General features: G+C 27.8%; 22 protein-coding genes and 1 other annotated feature. Of the genes, 3 read left to right on the top strand and 19 right to left on the bottom strand.

Annotated features, from left to right (window positions below; translation table 11 throughout):
- Positions 1-3 precede the first annotated feature (3 nt).
- The 6 genes from clpB to K0040_RS04265 form a co-directional block, all read right to left on the bottom strand.
- Complete coding sequence (gene clpB / locus K0040_RS04290) at positions 4-2598, bottom strand: ATP-dependent chaperone ClpB (RefSeq protein WP_228107713.1); 2595 nt, start codon at positions 2596-2598, stop codon at positions 4-6.
- A gap of 308 nt (positions 2599-2906) precedes the next feature.
- Complete coding sequence (locus tag K0040_RS04285) at positions 2907-3101, bottom strand: hypothetical protein (protein WP_228107712.1); 195 nt, start codon at positions 3099-3101, stop codon at positions 2907-2909.
- Positions 3102-3338: 237 nt separating this feature from the next.
- Complete coding sequence (locus K0040_RS04280) at positions 3339-4259, bottom strand: SufB/SufD family protein (RefSeq protein WP_018590876.1); 921 nt, start codon at positions 4257-4259, stop codon at positions 3339-3341.
- Positions 4240-4998: an ABC transporter ATP-binding protein gene (locus tag K0040_RS04275; RefSeq protein WP_228107711.1), complete on the bottom strand. Its 759-nt coding sequence runs from the start codon at positions 4996-4998 to the stop codon at positions 4240-4242. The genes K0040_RS04280 and K0040_RS04275 overlap by 20 nt, the downstream gene beginning before the upstream one ends.
- 24 nt (positions 4999-5022) lie before the next feature.
- On the bottom strand, positions 5023-6048 hold the full coding sequence (locus K0040_RS04270; RefSeq protein WP_228107710.1) for a threonine aldolase family protein: 1026 nt from the start codon (positions 6046-6048) through the stop codon (positions 5023-5025).
- A gap of 166 nt (positions 6049-6214) precedes the next feature.
- Entirely contained in the window at positions 6215-7264 is a 1050-nt protein-coding gene (locus K0040_RS04265) for a BMP family lipoprotein (RefSeq protein ID WP_228107709.1), read from the bottom strand.
- A 350-nt stretch (positions 7265-7614) separates the two neighbouring features.
- Here K0040_RS04265 and K0040_RS04260 point away from each other — a divergent pair, with 350 nt between their 5' ends.
- A complete protein-coding gene (locus K0040_RS04260; protein WP_228107708.1) occupies positions 7615-8832 on the top strand; it encodes a cation:proton antiporter in 1218 nt (405 codons plus the stop codon).
- A gap of 70 nt (positions 8833-8902) precedes the next feature.
- Here the strand turns inward: K0040_RS04260 and K0040_RS04255 are convergent, their stop codons facing one another.
- The 4 genes from K0040_RS04255 to K0040_RS04240 all read right to left on the bottom strand — a co-directional run bounded on the left by K0040_RS04255 (position 8903) and on the right by K0040_RS04240 (position 14971).
- Positions 8903-10105, bottom strand: a complete 1203-nt coding sequence (locus K0040_RS04255; RefSeq protein ID WP_228107707.1) for an argininosuccinate synthase — start codon at positions 10103-10105, stop codon at positions 8903-8905.
- A gap of 65 nt (positions 10106-10170) precedes the next feature.
- Positions 10171-10522: a binding site (T-box leader), on the bottom strand.
- A 55-nt stretch (positions 10523-10577) separates the two neighbouring features.
- Positions 10578-11003: a GNAT family N-acetyltransferase gene (locus K0040_RS04250; protein WP_228107706.1), complete on the bottom strand. Its 426-nt coding sequence runs from the start codon at positions 11001-11003 to the stop codon at positions 10578-10580.
- Positions 11004-11021: 18 nt separating this feature from the next.
- Positions 11022-11759 carry a tRNA pseudouridine(38-40) synthase TruA gene (truA, locus tag K0040_RS04245; RefSeq protein ID WP_228107705.1) on the bottom strand — a complete coding sequence of 246 codons (738 nt, stop codon included), beginning with the start codon at positions 11757-11759 and terminating at the stop codon, positions 11022-11024.
- Between the two features lie 47 nt (positions 11760-11806).
- On the bottom strand, positions 11807-14971 hold the full coding sequence (locus tag K0040_RS04240) for a DEAD/DEAH box helicase (RefSeq protein ID WP_228107704.1): 3165 nt from the start codon (positions 14969-14971) through the stop codon (positions 11807-11809).
- 169 nt (positions 14972-15140) lie between these two features.
- Between K0040_RS04240 and K0040_RS04235 the strand changes: the two genes are divergently transcribed.
- Together K0040_RS04235 and K0040_RS04230 are read left to right on the top strand one after the other, a co-directional pair.
- A complete protein-coding gene (locus K0040_RS04235) occupies positions 15141-15575 on the top strand; it encodes a DUF2383 domain-containing protein (RefSeq protein ID WP_228107703.1) in 435 nt (144 codons plus the stop codon).
- 278 nt (positions 15576-15853) lie between these two features.
- Positions 15854-16498 carry an undecaprenyl diphosphate synthase family protein gene (locus K0040_RS04230; protein WP_228107702.1) on the top strand — a complete coding sequence of 215 codons (645 nt, stop codon included), beginning with the start codon at positions 15854-15856 and terminating at the stop codon, positions 16496-16498.
- Between the two features lie 31 nt (positions 16499-16529).
- Here K0040_RS04230 and K0040_RS04225 read toward each other — a convergent pair whose 3' ends face one another.
- From K0040_RS04225 to K0040_RS04185, 9 genes are all read right to left on the bottom strand, one after another.
- Positions 16530-18020 (bottom strand): phytoene desaturase family protein, encoded by a 1491-nt coding sequence (locus K0040_RS04225; RefSeq protein ID WP_228107701.1) that lies wholly within the window; start codon positions 18018-18020, stop codon positions 16530-16532.
- 121 nt (positions 18021-18141) lie between these two features.
- A complete protein-coding gene (locus K0040_RS04220; RefSeq protein WP_228107700.1) occupies positions 18142-19716 on the bottom strand; it encodes a nitrite/sulfite reductase in 1575 nt (524 codons plus the stop codon).
- 65 nt (positions 19717-19781) lie between these two features.
- Complete coding sequence (locus K0040_RS04215) at positions 19782-20618, bottom strand: sulfurtransferase (RefSeq protein ID WP_228107699.1); 837 nt, start codon at positions 20616-20618, stop codon at positions 19782-19784.
- A 114-nt stretch (positions 20619-20732) separates the two neighbouring features.
- Positions 20733-20939, bottom strand: a complete 207-nt coding sequence (locus K0040_RS04210; protein WP_228107698.1) for a small, acid-soluble spore protein, alpha/beta type — start codon at positions 20937-20939, stop codon at positions 20733-20735.
- Between the two features lie 26 nt (positions 20940-20965).
- Positions 20966-21175, bottom strand: a complete 210-nt coding sequence (locus K0040_RS04205; protein WP_018590861.1) for a zinc ribbon domain-containing protein — start codon at positions 21173-21175, stop codon at positions 20966-20968.
- Between the two features lie 42 nt (positions 21176-21217).
- Positions 21218-22573: an MATE family efflux transporter gene (locus K0040_RS04200; RefSeq protein WP_228107697.1), complete on the bottom strand. Its 1356-nt coding sequence runs from the start codon at positions 22571-22573 to the stop codon at positions 21218-21220.
- Between the two features lie 191 nt (positions 22574-22764).
- Entirely contained in the window at positions 22765-23067 is a 303-nt protein-coding gene (locus tag K0040_RS04195) for a hypothetical protein (RefSeq protein WP_228107696.1), read from the bottom strand.
- A gap of 51 nt (positions 23068-23118) precedes the next feature.
- A complete protein-coding gene (locus tag K0040_RS04190) occupies positions 23119-25515 on the bottom strand; it encodes a sensor histidine kinase (RefSeq protein WP_228107695.1) in 2397 nt (798 codons plus the stop codon).
- Positions 25516-25819: 304 nt separating this feature from the next.
- Entirely contained in the window at positions 25820-26833 is a 1014-nt protein-coding gene (locus tag K0040_RS04185; protein WP_228107694.1) for a GH25 family lysozyme, read from the bottom strand.
- Positions 26834-26975 lie beyond the last annotated feature (142 nt).

Here is a 26975-nt window from a genome sequence, read left to right as displayed (position 1 = left end):
GTTTTATTTAACCTTTATAGTTATATTGTCATTCTCACCATCAACTAATATAGTACATCCATTGCAAATTTCTCCAGCAATCATTCTTCTCGCTATCATTGTTTCTAAAGTGTTTCCAATATATCTTTTTAGTGGTCTTGCACCATACACTGGGTCATAACCTTCTTTAACCATAATATTTTTAGCTTCATCTGTTATTTCTATTGTAATATCTTTGTCTTTTAATCTATATGCTAAAGCTTTTACAAATATATCTATAATGTTTTTAATTTCTTCTTTATCTAAGGCTTTAAACATTATTATGTCATCTACTCTGTTTAGGAATTCTGGTTTAAATCTTCTTTTCATTTCACCCATTACAAAATCTTTAGTTTTTTCTGTAATATTGCCTTCATCTTGTAATAAGTAACTACTTCCTATATTTGATGTCATTATAATGATTGTATTTTTAAAGTCTACAGTTTTACCTTTGTTATCAGTAAGTCTACCATCATCCAAGATTTGTAAAAACATGTTGAAAACATCTTCGTGAGCTTTTTCTATTTCATCAAATAGAATTACAGAATAAGGAGCTCGTCTAACAGCTTCTGTTAATTGACCGCCTTCTTCGTAACCTACATATCCTGGAGGAGGTCCCACAAGTCTAGATACTGAGTGCTTTTCCATATATTCAGACATATCTATTCTTATAATGTTTTCTTCGCTGTCAAATAAAGTTTTAGCTAGAGTTTTAGCAAGTTCTGTTTTACCAACACCAGTAGGTCCAAGGAATATAAATGAACCAATTGGTTTGTTTTCATCTTTTAGCCCTGCTCTTGCTCTTATTACTGCATTGGATACGGCAGTTACAGCTTCATCTTGTCCTATTACTCTTTCATGAAGTACATCTTCTAATTTAAGAAGTTTTTCTCTTTCACCTTCAACAAGTTTTGTAACAGGTATACCTGTCCATTTTGAAACTATATCAGAAATTTCGTTTTCTGTTACTTCTTCTTTTAGTAGAGCATTATCATATCCTGATTTCATTTTTTCTTCTACTTCTTTTATTTGTTGTTCTAAATCAGGTATTATACCGTATTTTATTTCAGCAACTTTATTAAAGTCGTATTCTCTTTCGTATTTTTCCACATCGCCTTTAGCTGCGTCCAATCTTGATTTTAAATTTTTAATTTCTGTGATTGAACCTTTTTCCTTTTCGTATTTCGCTGTCATTTCGTCATCTTTAGATTTAAGTTCAGCAATTTCCCTTTGAAGCTCTTCTAATCTTAGCTTACTTTTTTCATCATTTTCTTTTAATAATGCTTCTCTTTCAGTTTCCAAGGTAAATAATCTTCTTCTTACCATATCTAATTCCGTAGGAAGAGAATCAATTTCACTTCTTATCATGGCACCAGCTTCATCTATTAGGTCTATGGCCTTATCTGGTAAGAATCTATCTTGTATATATCTATTAGAAAGTTTTGCAGCAGCAACTATTGCACTATCATGAATTCTAACACCATGGTGTATTTCAAATCTTTCTTTTAAACCTCTAAGAATAGAAATTGTATCTTCAACCGTAGGTTCCTCAGCTATTACTGGTTGGAAACGTCTCTCTAATGCTTTATCCTTTTCAATATATTTTCTGTATTCATCAAAAGTAGTAGCACCTATACAGTTAAGTTCTCCACGAGCAAGCATAGGTTTTATTAAATTACCTGCATCCATAGAACCTTCTGTTTTACCAGCACCAACGATTGTGTGTATTTCGTCTATAAATAATATTATTTTTCCTTCAGCACTTTGCACTTCTTTGAGTACTGCTTTTAGTCTTTCTTCAAACTCACCTCTGTATTTGGCACCAGCAATAAGTGAACCCATATCTAGTGAGAAAATTATTTTATCTTTTAGTCCTTCTGGAACGTCACCTCTAACTATTCTTTCAGCTAAACCTTCCACTATGGCAGTTTTACCAACACCAGGTTCACCTATAAGTACTGGATTGTTTTTAGTACGTCTAGACAAAATTCTTATAACTCTTCTTATTTCTTCGTCTCTACCTATAACTGGATCTAGTTTATGTTTTTTAGCAAGTTCTACTAAGTTTGTACCAAATTTAGCTAGAGCATCATAAGTTCCTTCTGGATCTTGACTTTCCACTCTTTGACTACCTCTTACTGCAGATAAAACTTGAAGAAAATCATTTTTATTTATATTGTACATGTTTAATATTTTTTTTACGTTTGAAATAGAAGTCATTTCCGTAATAGCAAGCATTACATGTTCCACACTTATGTAGGAATCTTTAAAGTCTTTTGAAATGTCTTCTGCTTTTATTAATACTTCTTCAATATTTCTAGATGCAGTTACACCTTGAGAATTAATTCCTTCTCCATAAATTTGAGGAAGCTTGTCTAATTCTTCATTGATGCTACTTCTAAGAGCAGTAACAGATATATTCATTTTTTCTAAAATATTAGGAATTAAACCGTCTTCTTGATTTACTAAAGCTGAAAATAAGTGAATTACATCAACCATTTGGTTGTGATGTTTAACAGCTTCATTGTAAGCCTCATTTAAACTTTTTTGAACTCTAACAGTCATTCTTTCAATATCCATTAAAATACCTCCTTTGATATTGCATAATTTAGGTTTGAGTAAAGCAACTATTTTATAAAGCTAACCTCAAAAAATATTATAGAACTATTAAAGAAAAATTTCTATTAAAATTAAGTATTTTTAGTATACATTTTTGTAAACATTTATAATTAAATATGACAAAATAGTTAAACTTCCCACACTAATATCTTCAATTAAATATCTTCCTTTATGATTTGAGCCATAGTGTAGGTCAATTATTTTAAATAACTTTATTGCTTAAAAAAGAAAGAAGCTTTCACTTCTTTCTTAGATAAGTTAATATGCTCTTATTTATCTTGATGTTTTTTGTGAGTGCTAATAGGTCTTGCTGTGTTTTGAGCTACAGATCCTGTCTTTGAAGGTCTAAGTCTAGGTTCTAAATTTAGCTCTTCACCAAGTTCTAATTTGAAGTGTGGATTTTTCTTATCATTTCTATTGTATCTAGTTTTGTCGTCTTCTCTTTTATGCTTATCTTTAGTCATTTTTTCCTCCTTGTAATCCATACTATATTAATAATTTATCCCAAAATATAATTAGTATTCTACATTTAAAAAGGAGAGTTAATTAAAATATTATTATTTAAGTGCTATTTTCTAGATATGAGAACGTTTGTTCTTTTTGTGAAATTTAACACTTTATAGTTATTTATTATAAATTAGATCAATATTTATATTTTATTATTAAAAAAGAGAAGTAAACTATTTACTTCTCTTTATATATTAACTTAAAAATGCATTTACTATTACTTCTTCAGCTTCTTCTTCGCTTAAGCCGAAGGTTTCAAGTTTTAGTAATTGCTCATTATTAATTCTACCAATGGCAGCTTCATGAACTATTTGTGCATCAGTATGATTTGCCTGAATTTCTGGAATAGAGCTTACTTTAGCTTTATCCATAATTATAGAATCACATTGAACGTGAGCTTTGCAGTTATCATTTCCTATGGCTATTGGATGAAATACTTGAACAGATTCATCTTTGGCAACAGAACGAGATATAATTTGTAATATGGAATCTTCTCCATTTAGATTACATCTCACATTTGAATGAGCAACTTGATCGTCATGAGTCATTAATTTTTCATTTATTATTAATTTTGCTCCCTTTCCTAAAAATGCCTCTGTTTCTCTTTTAGTTGAATCAACTCCTTCTATTTGGGTCATATTCATTTCACAATAAGAGTCTTCATCCATGTGTACTATTGTTGTTGGGTTTAATATTCTTTTGCTCTCAGAACTTCCCTCACCATAGTGTTTTTCTCCATATTTAATTTTAGCATTTTTTCCTATATGGAAAGTGTGAATACCATCGTGTTCACTAGTACCGCACCCATCATTATGAATACCACATCCAGCCACAATAGTTACATCTGCATTTTCTCCAATATAAAAGTCGTTATATACTAAATCATTAACATTATCTTCTGTTATTACTACGGGTATATGTACAGTTTCGTTTTTAGTGTTAGGTTTAACTGTTATGTCAATTCCGGGTTTATCTTCCTTAGGAGTTATTATAATATTTTCACTAGATCTTCTCTCTACACCACATCCATTGCTTCTTAGATTGAATGCTCCATCAACTTCTCCAGTAATATCTGCTATAGTTTTTAATAAGTTTTTAATCATTAACTCGCTCATGGGTAAGTGCCACCTCCTTCATTTGACATAGGCAATTTTTCATATCACCTTGTAATAAAGGTAAGACTTTAGATTTTGCGCCTATATTTTGAATTTTTCCATCAGAAATTATTATTAATTCATCTGCTAAGTCTATAATTCTTTCTTGATGAGATATTATGATAACACTTTGGTTACTGCTTTTTTTGAAATTTGTAAAAGTATCTACAAGCATGGAGAAGCTCCATAAATCAATTCCTGCTTCTGGCTCATCGTATATTGATATTATAGAATTTCTTGCCATTAATGAGGCTATCTCTATTCTTTTTAATTCTCCACCAGATAAAGAGTTGTCCACGTCTCTTTTTAAGTATTCTCTAGAACAAAGGCCTACTTTAGATAAATATTCGCAACATAACTCTTCTGATAGATTTTTACCAGAAGCTAATTGTAACATTTTTTCTACAGTTACTCCTTTGAATCTAGGTGGTTGTTGGAAGGCATAACCTATACCTAGTTTTGCTCTTTCTGTAATATTTAAATTTGTTATATCAATACCATCAAATAAAATTTGACCACTACTTGGTTTTTCTATTCCCATTATTATTTTTGCCAATGTGGATTTTCCTCCACCATTTGGACCTGTTATAACTAACATCTTCCCAAAGTCAATTTTAAAGCTTACATTATCTAAAATCGTAATTTCTTCATTACTATCTAAAGCTTTAACTTTAAAAGATATATTCTTTAATTCAAGCATTGTAAACATTCCTTTCTAAGATTATTATTGTAAGTTCCTTAAATCATTTATAAAATCTAATACTTTATCTTTTTCTGTTGCCCATGAAGAAACAAGTCTTATAACTGTATGATTTTCATCATATTCTTCCCATGTATTAAATGAATACTTCTCCCTTAATTTTTCTATATATGAATTAGGTAATATGGGGAATATTTGATTAGTAGATGATTTAATTAATAATTTATAGTTTTCTTCAATTAATGCATCTTGAATCAAAGCTGCCATTTCATTGGCGTGTTTCGCTAAATTGAAGAACAAATCATCTTTAAATAATTCCATAAACTGAATTCCAAGAAGTCTCCCCTTTGCAAGTAAAGCACCTTTTTGTTTTATATTATATCTAAAATCTTCTTTTAGTGAGTCATTGCAAATAACAAGAGCTTCACCAAATAATGCTCCATTTTTAGTTCCACCTATGTAAAATGCATCACAAAGATTAACTAAATCACAAAGCTCTAAATCATTTTCTTTGCTTGTTATTGCTGAACCCATTCTAGCTCCATCTATAAAGAATAACAGATTCTTTTCTCTACAATATGTATATAAATCTATTAATTCTTGTTTTTTGTATATTGTACCAATTTCTGTTGCATTAGATATATATACTAGTTTTGGCTTAACCATATGCTCATCAGTATGTATCTTTAATATTTTTTCTATTTTATCTACTGTTAATTTCCCATCATTACTAGGCGCTGTGATAACTTTGTGACCACAAGCTTCGATTGCTCCCGTTTCGTGTACTGCAATATGTCCTGTATCTGCAGCAATTGCAGCTTCGTATTGTTTTAAGAAAGAAGATATACATATTAAGTTAACTTGAGTCCCGCCTGGTATAAAGTGAATATCTATTTTTTTACTTTTAAGCACATTTTTTAGTATATCCTTTGCTTTTTCACTATATTCATCAAGTCCATATCCTGAACCTTGTTTTAGGTTACTATCTAAAAGTGCTTTTAGTATACTTTCGTGTGCACCTTCGCTATAATCATTTGTAAAACTGTACATAAATACCTCCAAAATTAATATATTACTTATAATTAATATTATACAAAATTTGTTATTGTATCTACATATTTTTTAATTGATATATATTTCTTGTTTTAAATAGATTTTAAGTTTTTTTAAATAAAAAAAGTAGATTTCTCTACTCTTTTTATTAAGGAACACCTATTTATTTTAAAGTATTAAGATATTTATTATACTCAGTTTCATTTTTAGGAGCTACTATATCTCCACTTTCTAGTTTTTTAATTTCTTCATCAACATAATCTAAAACATCTTGTGGAACTAATTTAGATGTTGAATCAGGTATACCAACAGCATTTTCTTTAAGTCCATAAGTTGTTTCTTTTCCACCTTCAAATTTATTTTCTATAAATCTTTTTGCTGTTTCGTATACTCCAATATCTACTCTTTTTATAGCAGAAGTTAAAACATTGTCTGGGGCTAAATCACTTTGGTCTCTATCTACACCAATAGCATATTTATTTGATTCTTTGATAGCTTCTATGGCACCAGTTCCCACATCACCACCAGCTACAAATATTACATCGGCACTATTTGATATCATTTGGTTTGATATTGCTTTTCCTTTTGCTTGATCAGAAAATGAATTTGCATATTGACTTTGTAATTTACATTTTGAGTTTGATGTTTTTACACCGGCCATATAACCGTATTTAAATGTATTTATAACAGACATATCCATGCCACCAATAAAACCAACATTATTTGTTTTTGTCATTTTACCAGCTATTAAACCAACTAGATATGCGGATTGTTCAGCCTTAAATAAAATTGATTCCACATTAGAAGGTATATCTTCATATGTTTCATCAACAAGTACAAATTTTTGATCAGGATAATCCTTGGCTGCTTGCTCAATTGTTGGAGCTAGTTTTGATCCAACACCTACTATTAAATCAGTCCCATTATCTACAAGAGTTTCCACATTAGTAGAATAATCTGCATCTTGTTTTGATTCCAAATATTTAACTTTAACACCTAAATCTTTTTCTGCTTTTTGTAATCCTTCCCAAGCACTTTGGTTAAAGGAGTGGTCATTTACACCAGCAACATCTGTAATCATTGATATAGTGTATTCTTTTTTCTCAGAGTTATTATTAGTAGTGGAATTGTCTTTTTTAGTAGTACATCCTGTCATACAGGCAGTCAACATAGATGTTACCATAGTTATTGCAATTAATTTTTTTAATGTCATAAATCTACCTCCGCTATGTTTAATTATATTAAGTATAGATTTTATATGAAATTTTTATCTATAAATAATGTAAGTATTTATTACAATTCTAAAATTATTATTTCCTATAATACAAAAAAAAATCCTTTAATCACTTGCTTATCCTTATAGAATTATTAACAAAATTAAGTTATACTTACTTTAATTTTATAAAATACAAATTTGAATTTTTTAAATTAAGTTTATTATTTTAAACAATTATCATAAATTAGTTAAAATTTTATTAATGTTGATATATTACCTTTTATATACTAAGATGATGATATTGAGGGATACTTAATATTTAATTATTTTAGAAAAGGGGACGTATTATGGAATCATATAGTTACATATTAGATATTGCTTTAATTCTAATTTCTACAAAATTATTTGGCTTAATTTCTAGGAGGTGTCAAATGCCTCAAGTAGTTGGAGCCTTATTTGCTGGATTAATTTTAGGACCAGCAGTATTAAACATTGTTCATGAAACGGAGTTTTTAACTCAGTTAGCTGAGATAGGAGTAATACTCTTAATGTTTTTTGCAGGGTTAGAAACAGATATAAGTGAATTAAAACAGTCTGGAAAAGCTTCTTTAGTGACAGCCATTTTAGGGATTATAGTTCCACTTGCAGGTGGATTTTTTGTTGCAATGTATTTTAATCGTCATGGATTAATACCATTTGAAGCTAATGCAAATGCATTTCTTCAAAATATATTTATAGGTACTATTCTTACAGCAACTTCAGTTAGTATTACTGTTGAGACACTGAAGGAGATGGGAAAATTAAATTCGAAAGTAGGAAATACCATATTAGGTGCTGCAATTATTGATGATATTCTTGGAATTGTTGCACTTACAATAGTAATTAGTTTTGCAAATCCTGATGTGAATATTTTTGAGGTTTTATTAAAGATATTTTGCTTTTTTATATTTGCTGCAATTGCCAGTGGCATATTTTATTTTATATTTAAAAATTGGCTTGATAAAGATTCCAAACATAAAAGGCGTTATGTAATAGCAGCATTTGCATTTTGTTTGCTTTTATCTTATATATCAGAAGCATATTTTGGTGTGGCAGATATAACAGGTGCTTTTATAGCAGGTCTTACTTTGTCACCATTAAGTAAGAAGTATTATATTGAAGATAAATTAGATACAGTATCCTATGCACTTTTATCTCCAATATTTTTTGCTAGTATAGGTTTAAAACTAGTATTACCTAAAATGACTCCAATGATAATATTATTTGCTGTTATACTTACTATTGTAGCTGTTTTATCAAAAGTAGTAGGTTGTGGTTTAGGATGTAAGTTGTTTAATTATTCAAATAGAGAATCATTACAAGTTGGCTTTGGTATGGTATCTAGAGGTGAGGTCGCTTTAATTGTTGCTAATAAAGGTTTTAGCGCAGGATTAATTAATACTACTGTTTTAGCACCTATTTTAATTGTTGTTATAGCTACAACCATATTATCACCTATATTATTAAAGATGTCATACAATTATAAAATGAAGAAAAATAAAGAGAAGTTAAGTGCAATATCTTAGCTTAAAGAAAATTAATAAAATAAAAACTCTACTTATTAAATTAAGTAGAGTTTTTTATTTATAATATATATTATTTATTTTTCTTATCTTTCATAGCATTTATTTTAAGTGGAAGGGTAAATAAGTTTATAAATCCTTCAGCATCTTTGTGGTCGTATAACTCACTGTCACCAAATGAAGAAATACTTTCATCATATAATGCATTTTCAGTAAATATTCCAGCAGGTTTTATATTTCCTTTGTATAATTTAAGTTTTACTGCTCCTGTTACATTTTCTTGAGTTTCATCCATAAATGCTGTTATTGCACTACATGCTTTTGAATACCATTTTCCGTTGTAAATTAAGTCAGCATATTCTAATGATAATCTTTGTTTTAGATGAAGAGAATCTTTGTCTAGTGTTGCACTCTCTAAGTAATTATGTGCAGCATATAAAAGTTCGCCTCCTGGAGTTTCATATATTCCTCTAGATTTCATTCCAACTAATCTATTTTCTAATATTTCTACTATACCTATACCATGTTTACATCCTAATTTGTCTAAAGTTTCTAATAATTCAACTGGAGATAATTCTTTATTGTTAACTTTCTTAGGTATACCTTTGTCAAAATATATCTCTACATATTCAGCTGTGTCACAAGCAGTTTCTGGTGATTGAGTTTTCTTATAAATATCTTCTTTATGTTCATTTTGTAAGCACTCTATATCTCCGCCTTCAGTTGACACATGAAATAAGTTATCATCAACAGAATAAATCTTTTCTTTTGTAGCTACTACTTGTATATTGTGTGACTGTGCATAATCTATGGCATCTTCTCTAGATTTTATATCCCAAATTCTCCAAGGTGCTATAACTTTTATTGATGGATCTAGGGCTGCTATAGTGCCTTCAAAACGAACTTGGTCATTACCTTTTCCTGTACATCCATGACAAATATACTTAGCACCTTCTTTATGAGCTATCTCTACTAATTTTTTAGCTATTATTGGTCTTGCTAAAGCAGTTCCAAGTAAATATCTTCCCTCGTATTTTGTTTCTGCTTTTATGGCAGCATAAATTGTTGTAGTTATAAACTCTTCTTTTAAATCCTCACAATAAGCTTTTATGGCACCGCTTAAAATAGCCTTATTGTGTATTTCATCCATGTTATCATCTTGGCCTACGTTGGCACAAACAGCAATTACATCAATATCATAGTTTTCTTTAAGCCATGGTATTATTATAGATGTATCTAATCCACCTGAATATGCTAGTACTACTTTTTCTTTCATAGTTATTTTCCCCCTTATTATTCCAATTATTGATTTTTACAATAAAAAAAGTCCCTTGGATTTAACCAAGAGACGAATTTACCGCGTTACCACTCTAATTAATAAAATTCGTTGCGCTTAAGCCACTGCGTGGGCGTTACCTTCATTTCGCCAACGAGATTCCTTCGAGCAACGTGTTGGCGAATCATTTTGCTAACGCTTCAGGATACTCCGTTGCTCAAATTTACTAGACTCAAATGAGAAAATTAGAATTTTATTCACTCTTCCTTTTAAGGCAAGGCTACCTATTATCCTACTGTTATTTCAGATAATCTTCTCCAAAGCTCTATTCACTTAAAGTATATTATTAGGCTTCCACCATCCCTAATTCTCTGTAAATATGATCTTTAAGTTACTTCTCTTTTTCACTGAATTTTGTATATTCAATTTAATATGTTTAAATGATAGTTGAATTTCTAATCATTGTCAACTATTATAAAGATTTTTTTAAAAAGTATCTTTTGTGATTTTTAGGACATTCATCTAAAATACCAAATATTTCATAGCCATTTTTTATATAAAAATCCTTAGCTTGAAAATCAAAAGTATCTAAATGAATTAAATTACATTTTTCTTTTCTTCCTATTCTTTCTATTTCAAGTAGTAATTTTTCTCCAAGACCACAACTTCTATAGTTTTCATCAATCCAAAGTGCATCAATGTAAATAACATTCCAACAATACATTTTAGCAAGAATTCCCCCAACTATTTCTTTATTATCATTTTCTATTATCTTATTTATCCACGCATAAGCTATTTCTTGTGTTTGTGGCACCTTTGATAAATTATATTCAACTAGTTTTTCAATTATATAATCAGAGTCTTTATCATTCCCATTTTTTATAATTAAATTATTCAAATACATCCCCCCATAGAATTAATATTGAACTTTAAATAAATATAGACCTTTTGCTGGAGCTGTTTCTGGAGCTACTTTTCTATCTTTAGCTTCTAAAATTTCTTTTATATCCGTAGGATTTAGTTTGCCAAGTCCTGCATCCATTAAAGTTCCAACAATTATTCTTACCATGTTATATAAGAATCCATCACCTTTAACATAGATTTCAATCAGGTTATCTTTTTCTACTATGTCAATAGATTCAATTATTCTAACATGACTTTTCTTTTTTGATTTTGAAGAAGCGAAGCTGGAAAAATCATGCTCTCCAATTAAATAATTGCTAGCTTCTTTCATAAGATCTAGATTTAAATTTTTATTTATATGGGCTGAGTATTTTCTAAAAAATGGATTATGAAACTTATTGTTATCTATTTTGTATAAATAAACTTTAGATTTGGCATTGTATCTAGAGTGAAATCTATCTTCAACCTCTTCAATACTTTTTATAACTATAGATTCAGGTAAATATTTATATAAATATTTTTGTATTTTTTCAACTGAATCATTGCAATCAGTTTTAAAGTTTACAACTTGACCCATGGCATGAACACCCATATCTGTTCTTCCAGAACCTATTATTTCAACATTTTCATTTGTAAGTTTACAAAGAACATCTTCTATTTTCCCTTGTACAGTATTGTCATTATCTTTTAATCTTTGAAATCCTTTAAAGTTACTTCCATCGTATTGTACTATCATTTTTATATTTCTCATTATTATTTTTCCTTTTTAATAAAATTTGTTATTTCATTATACTTAATTTACTTTATTAAATCAATTAATTCTTCTTCTGACAAACTACTTAGTATATTAGTATTGTTTAGGTTTCCATCAAGCATATCATGAATTAATTCTGATTTTTTTTGTTGCAATTCCATAATTTTTTCTTCTATTGTTCCTTTGGAAATTAATTTTATAACTTCCACTACTTGTTTTTGACCGATTCTATGAGCTCTATCACTTGCTTGATTTTGCACAGATGGATTCCACCATGGATCAAAGTGAATTACAGTATTGGCAGATGTTAAATTTAAACCAGTTCCTCCAGCTTTAAGTGATATTAAAAATACTTTTATTTCTTCATTATTGTTAAAGCTATCTACTAAAGTTATTCTATCCTTAGCAGGTGTACTTCCATCCAAATAATAAAAGTTGATTTTATTTTTATTTAGTTTTTTGCCTATGTTTTTTAAAACAGATGTAAATTGAGAGAAAACTAAAATTTTGTTGTCTTTTTCAATATAATCTTTTATTATTTCTAAGCAAGTATCAGTTTTTGCACTTTTACCCTTGTATCCTTCCACAATTATGCTTGGATCTAAGCACAGTTGTCTAAGTTTTGTAAGGTAAGAAAATATGGTGATCTTATTTTTCACATCTTTTTTTTCTTCTAATCTTCTTTTTATTTCTTCTACATAAATGCCGTAGGTATTTCTTTGTGTTTTGCCCATTTCCACATAAAACTCTTTTTCTATTTTAGGCGGAAGCTCTTTAATAACTTGTTCTTTTGTTCTACGAAGTATAAATGGTTTTATCATTCTTTTTAAATTTTCTACTTGACTCACATCTTTTATAAATATGGCATTAAATTTAGTTAAACTATATAAATATCCAGGCATAATAAAATCAAATATAGACCAAAGTTCCATCAAGTTATTTTCAATAGGTGTTCCAGTTAAAGCAAATTTATTACTTGCTTTTATAGCTTTTACAGCATCAGTAGAAGAAGCTAAAGGATTTTTTATATTTTGAGCTTCGTCTATAATACAATAATCAAATTCAAGTTTTTCGTATTCTTCTATATCATTTCTAAGGGATCCATAAGTTGTTAATATAACATTAAAGTCATTTATGTTTTTAATTATGCTTAATCTGTCTTTTTTCAAACCATGACTAATTCCCACAGATAAAGAGGGCGCAAATTTTTCGAATTCACTTTTCCAGTTGTGTATTAATGATGTAGGAGTTACTATTAAAGTTTTTTTATCTTTTTTATTTAGTAAGAAGGCAATTGTTTGTATGGTTTTACCTAGCCCCATTTCATCAGCTAAAATTCCACCAAAACCTAGATAATCTAAAGTTTCAAACCAGTTAAGAGAATCAACCTGGTAATCCCGTAGGGTTGCATGAAGGTCTTTTGGAATATTGATTTCTTGTTTTTCCATACTTCTAAATTTCTCAATAATATTATTTGTATTTTCCATTCCAGAGATATATGGTAGCTTTTTCTCCGTAAGGAGATGATTAATAAACATTGCTTTACTTGAGTGTATTTTCATGTTTTTTATATTGTCAGTAAAACCTAAACTCTCCATCAATTTAAACATCTCTTTAGTTTCACTATCTTCTAAGTTTATAAAATCTCCATCACCTAATTTGTAAAATCTTTTTTGATTTTTAAATGCTTTTATAATATTTTTATATTCTTTTGGATCTACTCCCTCAATTTCAAAATTAAAGTCTAGGTAATGATTAATTTCTTCTCCAAGGCCAACTCTAAAAGCTGAAGAATTGTGAATTTTTCTTTCTTTAAGTTTATCAGAATAATATACTTCACCAATATTTTTAAGACTATTAATATCTCTGTTTAAAAAGTCATATAGTTGATTATCATTTCCTTTAAATATATATTTATCATTTTCTTTTTCAAAAAAGTTTGAATACAATCTATAAACTCCTTCATTCTCTTTTTCAAAGTCCCTTATAATAAATTTATTATTGTCTTCATCATAGGAGAAAACTATTTTGCAAGTTACATTGCTATTTTCCAAATCAAAGAAGTATTTTATTTTTAAGTCTTTAGAAATATTGTCTTTTATTCTTTCATCTACAATTACTCTATCACAGATTTTTTCTATTTTAGGTACCATGTCACTTAAAACTTGGCTGACATTTTCTAATGGGAAGCTTACTTCTTTAAACTCATTTAGTACAGAGTAAAGTTTTTTATAATATATACCATTTTCACTATTTAACAAGTATATATTTCCTTTGTAAAATACCACATCACCTTTTAATGATAGGGGAAAAGGAAGCTTATCTTCACATTTTAGTATGGCTTCATTGTTATTTAATTCAAAGCTTATATCTATTGGAATATTACTTTCAATAACACTTGGGCTGTAATACATATTTCTAAATTTAAAATCAAATGTTTTATAAGAAAGAGATTCAAATAGTCTTCTAATATTGGGACCTTTAATCGTTAAATATTTGAAATTTTTCTGTGGTGAGTTGTATGACAAATCCATTCCATACTCTTCAATAATTTGAACTATTTTTTCATCTTCATATTCAAAATAATTATTTACTGGATTGTATAGAAAATCTATGCCAAATATTAAATCCTTTGATTCAAGTCTAGAGTAAGCAAATTCCTTTAAATCTTTCATAACGTACATCTTATCTATACCTATTTTAAAGTCACAAGATACACTATTGTCCCCAACATACTCTACTCTAACGTCTAATTTAACTTTTTCTCTTTCATTACTTTTAAAGTAATCTAATAATTCCTTATTAATAAAATTTTTATTTATTTTTATTTTATTATCATTTTTTAATACAATAGTTGTTTGTTTTAAATTGCTAATTACATCTGATTTTAATAAATTAATTACATATAAAGATGAAGCTACAATATGTTTACATATAACATTATTGTTACTTGAACTTCTTTTTCTATAGTCTTCGCAAGTACAAATTGTATTTACTATTTCTTTATTTTTTAAGTCTATAGTAATTTCTGGATAATATAAGATGTTGTAGTTAGCGGAAGCTACTTTTCCATCAATATTTAAGATTTTATTTTGATTATTATATTTAATTTCTTGTACATATCCATCTTTATAATATTCTTGTCCTCTACTCAACCTTAGTTTGTCAGTATTATTAATCAATATATCATTTACTATTTTAAAGTCCATTTTTTCACCTGTTTCTAAGTATTATAAACTTTATTATATTACGGTTATAAATCTACTTCAACGACACAAGTAAAAAGAAGCTAGATAAATCATTGAAATATCAATAGTTTATGATTATAAAAAAAAATTATAGGCATAATAAAAATATAATTTTATAAGGAGTGATTTTATGCCAAATGAAGATACTATAAATCTATTAAAAGAATGTGATGCAGGAGCTAAGATGGGCATTGATGGACTAAATAGAGTTATAAATAAAACTGAAAATAAAAAACTAAAATCCCTATTAGAAAAATATCTAAAAGACCATGAAAAATTAGAAGAAAAAATACAAGAAGAATTGAAAAAATTTAAGGATGAAGAAAAAGACCCCAGTCCTTTGGCGAAAGCCATGTCATGGGTAAAAATTAATGTGAAGCTTATTAAAGGAGAACATGACAAAGTAATTGCTGATTTAATGACTGAAGGTTGTAATATGGGTATAAAGTCTATTTGTAGGTATTTAAATGAATATAGTAGTGCAATGGAAGGTATTAAAGGCTTGTGCTATAACTTAGTTGAAATAGAAGAAAACTTTTCAAAAGACCTTCGTAAGTTTTTATAAATATTTATGAAATATGTGGTAATTTTTATCAATCTACAATAATATATAAGTATAGGAACACTAAATATTAATTTATCTAATTGATCGGAAATATAAGTTAATATTTGAACATATTTTCTCCGTTTTATATAATAAACGGTGTGGTGACTCATGGAGAATCATTAAAACATATATACAGATAAAAATCCCCATCTTTATGGGGATTTTTCTGTCTTAAGTTTAAGTTATTATTATTTGGGGAAGAATAAATAAATAACTTAAATACATATGGAGGCCTTATGAGAATACCAACACATATAGGAATTATCCCAGATGGTAATCGACGCTGGGCTGTTAGTAATAATTTATCAAAAGAAAAAGGATATGATCATGGAGTTAATCCAGGTTTACAGCTTTTTAAATTATGCCAAAGAGAAAATATTAAAGAAGTTACTTTCTATGGCTATACAGTGGACAATACAAAGCGACCTACTATTCAAAAAGAAGCTTTTATAAAAGCTTGTGTTGAATCGGTTATGCTTTTAACAAAAGAAGACTGCGAAATTTTAGTTGTAGGAGATACTTTTAGTGATACTTTTCCTTCACAGCTTTTACCATTTACAAAAGAAAGAAAAAAATTTGGAAAAGGTGGAATAAAAGTAAACTTCTTAATTCACTATGGTTGGAGTTGGGACTTAAACTATAAGAAAGATTCCTGTCCCATTGGAAAACACGTAGAGAATAATCTTAAATCTAGAGAAATCTCTCGTATTGATTTGATTATTCGCTGGGGTGGAAGACGAAGACTTAGCGGATTTTTACCAATACAATGTGTATATGCAGATTTTTATGTTGTAGAGAATATGTGGCCAGATTTTAAAGAACAGGATTTTTATGATGCTTTAAAATGGTATGATAAACAAGATATTACTCTTGGCGGATAAAAAATAAGTGTTTTGCTGTTTTGCAAAACACTTATTTTTTATTGTTTTCAATAATTTTGCATAATACTTTACTACCATCTATAACTACCGAGGCACCGTTGCCAGGATGTGTTGAAGAACCTATAAAATATAAACCTTTGACTTTTTTTGATTTAAGATGAGGTCTAAAATATGCACTTTGACTTATTTTGTGGCTTATGCCAAATGCATTACCATAGTATAAATTGTATTTACCATTAAGATCTAAAGGAGTTAAATAGTTTTCATAAATAATATGATTTTCTATATTTTCTAATCCTTTAATGTTTTTTAGATTATTAATAATATATTTTTTTAATGTTTCAATTTGATTATTATTGTAATTAATATTACTAAATGACAAATTAGGCACACGAATCATAATATTCATAGAAGAGTGATTATTAACTTTAAAAGACTCATCAACTGCACCAGGATAATAGATATATAACGAAGGGTCACTGGGAATATACCCCTTAAAAGGTCCTTCTATACTGTTTTTAAAATCTTTACTTATATAAATATTATGAACATTTAAATTATGATAAATTTTATCTAATCCTAAATATAATACAAAAACAGAACAAGAGTAATCAATATTGTTTAATTTTTTTTTCGAGTATTTGTTATCTAAAAATTCATCATTTATTAAATTTTTAATTGCATAGGGATAATCTGCATTACAAATTATTAAATCACAATTTAATATTTTATCTTTTGTTTTTACGCCTTTTACTTCATTCTTTTCTATTACTATACTTTTAACTTCGCAGCTTGTTGTTATTTTCCCTCCAAGTTCTATAAACAGCTTCTCTAAAGCCTTTATGTATGAATATAATCCTCCCTCTATATACCAAATACCATATAAGTGAGATATGGTTGGTATTAAGGTATAAATATTTGAATTTGTGTAAGGATTTACACCTATGTACATGGATGTAAATATTAAATAATTTTTCAACTTTTCGTTATATATTAGCTTATTAAGATAATTATTGGTTGATAACATAGGGTTAATTTTGCACATATTTTTTATAAATGAAAAATTAATAATTTCTTTTAGATTTATCATAGGCTGATTAAGTATCTTGTCTTTGCTAATAAAGTATTTTTCATAAGATTTTGCTAAAAAATTGTAAAAATTTGTGGATAATCCTTTTTGTAAACTTTCTAGTTGATCAATCATTTTATTAGTATCACTATAAAAATTACAACTTGTTTTATCATCATAATATACTTTATAAATAGGATCTAATTTATATATTTTAAAGTAGTCTTCATAATTTTTTCCCACATCTTTAAATAAATCTGTATAATTTTTAGGAGTCATTATAATAGATGCAGTCATATCAAATTTAAAATTATTACTTTCTAGTATATTTACTTTACCACCAATTTTTTTGTTTTTTTCCAATAAAGTTACTTTATGGCCTTTATGTAAAAGTCTTATTCCACTGCATAATCCTCCTATTCCCCCTCCTATAATTATTGTATGTTTATTCATTTTCATCCTCTCTCATCATAATATTATATTTTTAATTTATATTTATATTATGCACTTTATACTTAATTAAATTTAGAAAATCGAAAAAAAACTGATACAAGTTATGTACCAGTTTTTCAGATTAAATATTGTATTTAGAAGTTATTTTTTCTATTTCCTTTTCATTTGCTGCGTAATATGTGTAAAAGTCCATTTCGCTATTTGCTACTTTTTCTCCAATTTCAAATAACATTTTTGGAATTTCATTTGCTTTAAAATCCCCTAATGATTTACCTAGTCTTGTTTTTTTATATTCAAAATCACCATCTACAAACAATTCAAAGGCATCACACATTTGACCATCAACTTTTTTCTTTTTACCAGTAAGTCCTATGGCACCTATTTGATGTACACCACAAGAGTTCATACAACCTGATATATATATTCTTGGTATAGCATTAAGTATAGTGTTATCTTCTTTAGAATTTTCTTTAAAGTAGTCAATAATTTCATGTAACATCTTTTGACTGTTTTCAATACCCATTTGACATCTTGGAACACCAATACATGAAATGCTCTTTTCTATACTAGTGCATCCACTAAATGCTTTACTAATTCGTAGTAAATTCTCTGCTTCTTTTGCGTCAAGATTTATAATAAATATACCTTCTGTCATAGCAAGCCTAATTGATGCATGTTTACAACTATCTAAAGTATTTAATAATTTATTTAAATCATCAAGTTTTAATTGTCCTCCAATTGGATGAATATAGACACTATAGTATCCCTTTTGTTTTTGTGGAAATAATCTACAGTCTTTAACATTTGTTTCTACTCCACCATCAGTAGGATATTCTATATCTTCTAATTGAATCTTAAGGTTGTTGTTTTCTTTTTCTTTAGATACATAATCTTTGAGTTTTTTAATAAATTCTTCTTCTCCAAGTTTATAAACCATATATCTAACTCTTGCTTTATGCTTGTTGGAATAATCTCCTTCATCCATAAATAGTTTAGTTAAACCTTCAACATAATACAATACATCTTTTGGTTCAATTAGTTCATCTAATTCTAGACCAGCATTTGGATTTTTACCAAGACCTCCACCAACAAAAACTTTGAAGTATGGTTTATTATCTTTTGTTATAGCTAAAAATCCTAAATCTTGTACTGTAGTATGTGCAGCGTCCATTGGACAAGATGAATAAGAAACTTTAAGTTTTCTTGGTAAATGATAAGTAGTGATTTTACTCATAAAGTGATTGTCTGTTGCTACTGCATAAGGTGCAACATCAAATGCTTCTTCTGGATCCACTCCTGAAAGTGGTGATAATCCAACGTTTCTTGGAAAGTTGCCTCCACTACCGCGAGTGAATATATTATTTTTTATGGCTTCTTCCATAATGTTGCAAATTCCATCTACATCTAAATCATGTAGTTGAACTGCTTGTCTAGTTGTAAAGTGTATACCATCAAGATTATATTGTTTTGCAAATTCATATACCTTATGTAGTTGAGATATAGTTACAACCCCACTTGAAAATCTAAGTCTTATCATAAAGGATTTTTGATCTCTTTGAGCATATACTCCATATCCACCTGAAATTCCTTTATAATCCATCTTAGTAAGATTGCCACTTAAAAGTTTTAAACATTGCTCTTTAAAATTAGGTATCTCACTGAGAAATATTTCTTTAGTTTTTTCTAGATTGTGCATAGTTATCACCTCTGTAAAAATATATTTCTATTATATTGTTTACAAAAGTGATAAATCTATTTATTTTATATAGTATCTACTTTATTTTCTTCGTAGCTTACCCAGTCACTAAAACTTCCTGAATATAGTTTATGATCAATATCAGCTTCGCTAAGAGCTAAACTAACAGGACTTGCAGTTATACCAGATCCGCAGTAAATTATTACTTCATCGTAATTGTTTAATTTGCTGAAAAGTTCTTTTAATTCTTCCTTACTTTTCATAGTTAATTCATCATCTTGATTGTTTAAAATATTCATCCAGAAATAATTATGAGCACTTGGAATATGACCAGCTTTTTTATCTACTGGTTCAAATTCACCATTGTATCTTCCCTTTTCTCTACAATCTACTATAACAATATTATCTTTATGTAGTCTTTCTTTTACATACTCCATATTGACTCTCATATTTTCATTTACATTTATATCAAAGTTCCCTTTTTTTACTGAAGTATATTCACTAGTTACTTCCCCACCAATTTCCTCAAATGCTTTTATTCCACCATTTAATACATAAACTTCATCATGTCCTAAGTATTTTAGTATCCACCAAAGTCTTGCAGGCCCCGCTAAGTCACCTTCATCATAAGCTACTACTATGGAATCATTATTTATTCCTTTGTCTTCAAAAGTTGCTTTTAAATCTTTTACACTTGGAAGTGGATGTCTTCCACCGTGCTCTTTTACAGGCGCAGATAATTCAGTTTCAATATCTACTCTCACAGCATTTTTAATATGAGACTCGTCATAACTTCTTTTTCCATATTCTTTATCCATTAGTGAAAATCTACAATCTACTATAACTAATTTGTCATTGTTTAAATTTTCTTTTAACCACTTTGCACTTATCATATTTGACATTTTACTCTCTCCTATAATATATTTCTTTTATAATTTTTAACTATTAATTATTATACTACAATATAATATTTTATTACAATATAAGGAAAAAGACTGCTTTCAAGCAGTCTTTTCTTATTTATTATATCTTTTTAATAATTCTCTTTCACCCATTTCAACTAGCTTCTTGCTCATTTGGCCTCCTACTCGACCACTTAAGCCTATGCTATCAATTGGATTGGAATTATTTTTTATATTAGAATCATTTAATAATTCTTGAGAAATCTCCATTTTCATTTGATTTAATGCTAATTTAGCATTTTGATCAACTGGTTTTGACATAAAAACCTCCTAAAGTTTTTAATATATTATCCCATTAAAAAGTCTAATATATTCCAACCATCAGAAGATGTTCCTTTGTAAAGTTCTGTAAATCCACATTTTTTACAACTTATAGTTACAAACTTTTTGTTTTGTACATCAAATATTTTTGCAAAATTTCCTCCTGTAGCCTGAAACTGATCAGATTCAAAAGTTTGATTTCCACATTTTGGGCACACATATTGTTTTTTGTCCATAATTTACCTCCAATATTATTTAAGTAAAAATATTATAACATATTATTGTACATCAGTATTTATATTTAAGTTTTTAAAAAATTTATATATAAAAGGAATACTTATAATAAAAGTGAGTATATCTGAAATTGGTTGTGTAATTTCTACTCCTTTTAAATAGAGTATTTTAGGTAAAATTATAATTAGTGGAAGAAAGAATATTCCTTGACGACAAGACGTTAAAAAAGTTGCATGAAAAGATTTACCAACTGCTTGAAATGTCATATTTGAAATAACACCTAAGGCCATTAGTGGCATTACTAAGCATTGATATCGTAAGGCTCTCGTTCCTATTTCAATAACAGACGAATCTGAAATAAACCATGACATTGTTTGTGGTGATAATATATATCCCATAAAAGCTAAAACTGTCATTATTGTTGTTCCTATTTTTAAAGTAAACAAGAAAGATTCTTTAACTCTAGTGAAGTTTTTTGCACCATAATTGTATCCAACTACAGGTTGATAACCTTGACCATAACCTACTACAACACAAAATATTAACATAAATACCCTTCCAACAATGGACATGGCAGCTACAGCTGAATCTCCATAATTAGCTGCATTAAAATTTAGTGCTACTGTGGCCACACTAGCTAATCCTTGTCTAAAGAAACTAGGCATTCCATTTTTAAATATTGTTAAGTATATTTTTAATTCTTTTGATACTTTTTTTATGGAAAACTTAACTATTGTTTTTCCTTTCAAGTAATAGGAAAACAATATGATAAAACTTAAAAATTGGCTTGTAGCTGTGGCTATGGCAGCACCACTAATGCCTAAATTAAAGTAAAATATAAATAGAGGATCTAAAATTATATTTATAATACCTCCAATTCCTATACCTACCATTGCAAAATTAGCTTTCCCCTCAGCTCTTAACATATTATTTAAAGCAAAAGAGGCTGTCATAAAAGGAGCTGCAAATAGTATGTATTTTGCATAACTTACAGCATATGGAAGAATTGTTTCTGTTGACCCTAATAAAATCATCAGTGGTTCTATAAATATATTCCCAAATATTAATAAAGCAAATCCAAATATTAAGGAAGTAATAAAACCAGAAGAACCTAAAACATCAGCATATTCATTGTTTTGTTGACCAAGTTTTCTAGAAATTGTACTTCCAGAGCCTATGCCTATGGCAAAAGCAACAGCTTGTATAATTGCCATTAAAGAAAATACAATACCTGTAGCTGCAGAAGCACTTGTTCCCAGCTGAGAAACGAAATATGTATCCGCCATATTATAGAGGGATGTTATTAGCATACTAATAATAGTAGGTACTGCTAAAGAAGAAACTAATTTGGGTATGGGTGTTTTAGTCATTTTTTCAAATTGTATATCTTTGGAATTCATAAACACTCTCCTGTTAGTAATTTGTTTTTAATTTTGTCTTATTTAAAACTATATTAATATTATAGCTTACTAAGTAAAGACTTTGTAAATTTATAATCTGAAGACATTATTAATTAGATAGGATTAAAATTTTGTAAATAAAAAAGTATAAAAATCTAAGATGTTGACCTTAAACTTTTATACTTTTCAAATTAATAATAAAAATTGAAATCTGCATCAACACAGAAACATCCGCGACTTAAAAGACCACCAAATGAAATTGTAATATAATTCATTTGGGAATCAAGTACTTTATTTATAATTATTTTATATCCATCCACATCATATAAGTTATCATCATCACTTGGGCTATCAAGTTCTAAATCAACTTTTGCATCACTTGTCATTGTTATACATTTAGTAAGAACTCTTATACAAGTTTTATCACTATTAGCTAAAAGTTTATCCAGTTCTCTTTTTGCTTCATTTGTTATAAGTATATTCATTTCTCCCATGTTGTCTCTTCTTAAAAGAATTTTCTTTATTTTAACATATAGTTATAATTATCAGCAATTATACTCATAAATATCTGAAAATTCCATAGCACATTTTTCAATTTTATTTTTGCAATCGGATATTTTTCTCACGTTTATACTTTCTTCAGTGACTAAACTAATTGGTAACGTAATTATAAAATTAGATCCTTTTCCTAACTCACTTTCAACTTCAATCTCTCCCTCATGTAAATTGACTAAAGATTTAACAATGGCAAGGCCTATTCCACTTCCTTCATTATGTCTTGTCAAATTATTGTCTACTCTAGTTAGCTTATCAAAGACTCTGTCTAAATAATCTTTTGGAATACCAATACCATGATCCTTTACAGATATTTTAACATTACTCATATTAGACTTTATACTAACTATAATTGGATCGTTAGTAAAACTATATTTTATTGCATTAGATAAAAGATTTAAAAGAATTCTTTCAATTTCATCTGCATCACAGGCCATATTTATTTCTTCACAGTCTGTATCAAAAATAATATTGATATCATCATTTTCTTCATTTGCAACCACTGCATTACAGACATTTTCCACTAATTCGACTATATTGTAGTTTTGTAGATTTAATTCGTGATACCCATTTTTTATATATGTAATATCTATTAAATTATTAACTAATCTAAGTAGCCTATTTGAATTTCTTTTTAGATATTTTATATGTTCATGCAAATTACCTAGTTTATAAGTGTTATTTTCTAAGCTTGTACTAATAAGTTGAATAGTTGACATAATAATATTTATTGGTGTTCTAAACTCGTGAGTTATATTTGATAAAAATTCATCCTTTATTTCTTCTATACACTTAGCCTTTTGAAGTAATAACTTTCTTTTTTCATTGGCGATTCTTTCACTCACATCTCTACCTGTTGAAAAAAACATATTTTCTTCTTTTAAAATTTTAAAACTCCAATCAATCCATTTATATGTATTGTTGCCACATCTAAATCTACTTGTAACAGAACCAAAATCATGATCTTCATTAAACATTAAATTATATACTTGTTCTCTATCATCAAGATGCAATAAGTCAAAAAAATCCATATTTTTTATAGTATCATAGCCTAAGATATTGAGAATTTGATAATTGTTATAAATAGGACTTCCATCTAAATTCCATGTTGCAATCATATCTTCTGATACGTCTATAAATTGCATTAAAGAATTATTTATTTTTTCAACTTTTGATCTCTCATCCTTAATATCTTTGCATTTTTTCCAGTTATTTATGTTTGTTGAGATATAGGAGCATATGGTTTTAAAATAATTTATGGGAATACATCTATCTTCATGTCCTTTTTTGTATGTTAACATAATGAAACCAGAATAATCTTTATCAAGAGTCATATTATAAATACCTATTGCTGAGAATTTACCTGGTATATAATTTTCATTTATCAAGTCTAAATCATTATTGTATCTTAGTTTATCTAAGTGTATCATTCCTTCACCATATTTATATATAAGTTCATATAACTCTCTACCAGAATCTTCGTCTTTAAATGATTCAATTACTTCTCCGCTTTGAGCGATTACTTTTAACTTAGAAGTTTTTTTATCAAAATATATAACTGAAATACCATCAGATTTTGAGAAATTCATTAATTTTTCTATAGTATATTGAATTAGTGACCTGTACTCTTTATCCATATCAAATATACTTATATCACTACTAATTTGAGTTATTTGATTAAGAGCAATTTGTAGTGTATCATTTAAAAATTTTGTAAGAGTTATATCTAGTTTGCAACTTGCAATATATTTTACATTATTATCTTCATCAAATATAGGTCCTAAGGTATTGCTATACCATTTTTTTTCATTTGTATTAAGATATACATTTTCATTATTAATTACTTTTTTCTTATCTATAACCATTTTTTCTTTTTTTTCCATATAAGCCCAATCTTCTTTGCAGAAAAAATCTCGATTTGTTTTTCCAATAATTTCACTTTTTTTGCAACCTAAATTATTAGCAAATTGTTGATTCACATATATATATTCTCCTTTGATGTTTTTAATACAACACTCTGTTTGTATAACATCTAATAGGTCTTCTAGATCTTTTTTATTATATTGTTTTTCAGATTGTTTTTTGCCTATTATAAAATAAGCATTTTCTCCATTAAAATCATCTTCAACAATTTTACCCCACAATGATTGAAGATGATTCTTTCTTGTTTTTACGCAAAAAAGAAACCTATTATTTTGTGAAACAGTATCAATAAGATCATCTATAGGTTGACTACTAATAGAAATTATTTCAAATACATTTTTACCAATTACATCCCCTTCATTAACACCTAATAAGTCTAAAAGAAACTTATTTACAAATAGAATCTGTTTGTCTTCGTTCATTGCTATAATAGCATAACATAAAGAATTTAAAATTTTAATCATATCTTTCCCCTTTTCTTTCACCCATAAAAAGAACAATTTTTTTCTTTTTTTTTGTATATAAATATTTTATAACAGAATCTGTTTGAATTCAAAGTATTTTGTAAGTTAAAAAATACTATTTTTAGATATATAATACCATTTTATATTTTATTGTTATAAAATGTAAAATGACATTATAATGTGTATTATCACGAATTTTATAAAAATGAATTAGTTATAATTGAACACCTTTATATTAAGGTGCAGGAACTTTATTTTTTTAAATAGCACGTTAAAAAAGTACCAGACACCCTGGTACTTTAAACTAAATGTATGAAATTATAGATTCATGTGTTTTAATTCCTGCTATTCCATCAACAGTAAGATTTTTCTTTTTTTGATATTTTTCTACGGCTTTCTGTGTATCTTTTCCAAAGTATCCATCAATTGCAATATCATAACCTAATTCTTTTAATGCTTTTTGTAACCATTTTGTATGTTCTAATTTTTTGTTTTTATTTTTTATGCTTAATTGATGTTTTTCTACAGCTGCTTTTGTTTTATGTCCAAATATTCCATCTTCAGTTAAATTACAATTATAGGATTTATTTAAAGAATTTTGCAATGACTTAATTAAAATTTCAGATATACTATCTTCTTTATCCTTATCTTTATTTGTGTTTGTAGGGTTGTTTTTATCTATGTTTGAATTATTATTTTTATAACTTTTGCTTGAATATTTTTTATAGCAATAGTTTAGATCCACATCTCCATCAATTCCAGATACTCTTCCACTTTCACTATATTGCCACATTACATGGGGCTCACTATAGGAACATCTTGAAGCATATTGAGCTATCCATAAATCATAATCTCTTTGTAGGCTTTTAAAGAAATAATTGTTGGAAAAATCTATGTTTGTATAAAGACCAGGAATGTATCCTCCTTTTTCAATTTCCTTTAAAAAGGCATAAGCAAATTCTGTGGCCTTAGTTTTATTTATTTTTACTCCTTGTTTTTTTGCATAATTTACACTATCATACTCAAAATCATAAAAAACAGGATAAGTTATTTTATCTTTATAAGGCTTAATTACTTCCATACACTTAACAGCCTCAAGTTTGGCTTTCTTCTCACTTATGGCATAGCTAAACCAATATATTCCTACATCAATATTTTCTTTAATAGCACCTTTAATATATTCTTCAAATTTTTCGTCTACAGTAGATGATCCATATCCTGCTCTAATAATAACAAATTTTATACCATCATCTTTTACTTTCTTCCAATTAATATTTCCATTATGTTTTGACACATCAATACCTTTAATAGTTGCCATTTTAATCACTTCCTTATTATATATATGGAAAAGAACCTACTTTTTAGTAGATTCTTTTCTTTTAATGGCCTGTTTATTACATGAACTATCATCTGAAGTTGTATAGAATTGTAATTTTGAAAGTCCTCGCTTTAATAAATGG

It is taken from the genome of Terrisporobacter petrolearius (genome assembly GCF_020748185.1).
In the GTDB taxonomy this organism is placed as follows: Bacteria; Bacillota; Clostridia; order Peptostreptococcales; family Peptostreptococcaceae; genus Terrisporobacter; species Terrisporobacter petrolearius.
Note: the sequence above shows the minus strand (reverse complement) of the source record. Positions and strands in the feature narration are given on the sequence as shown.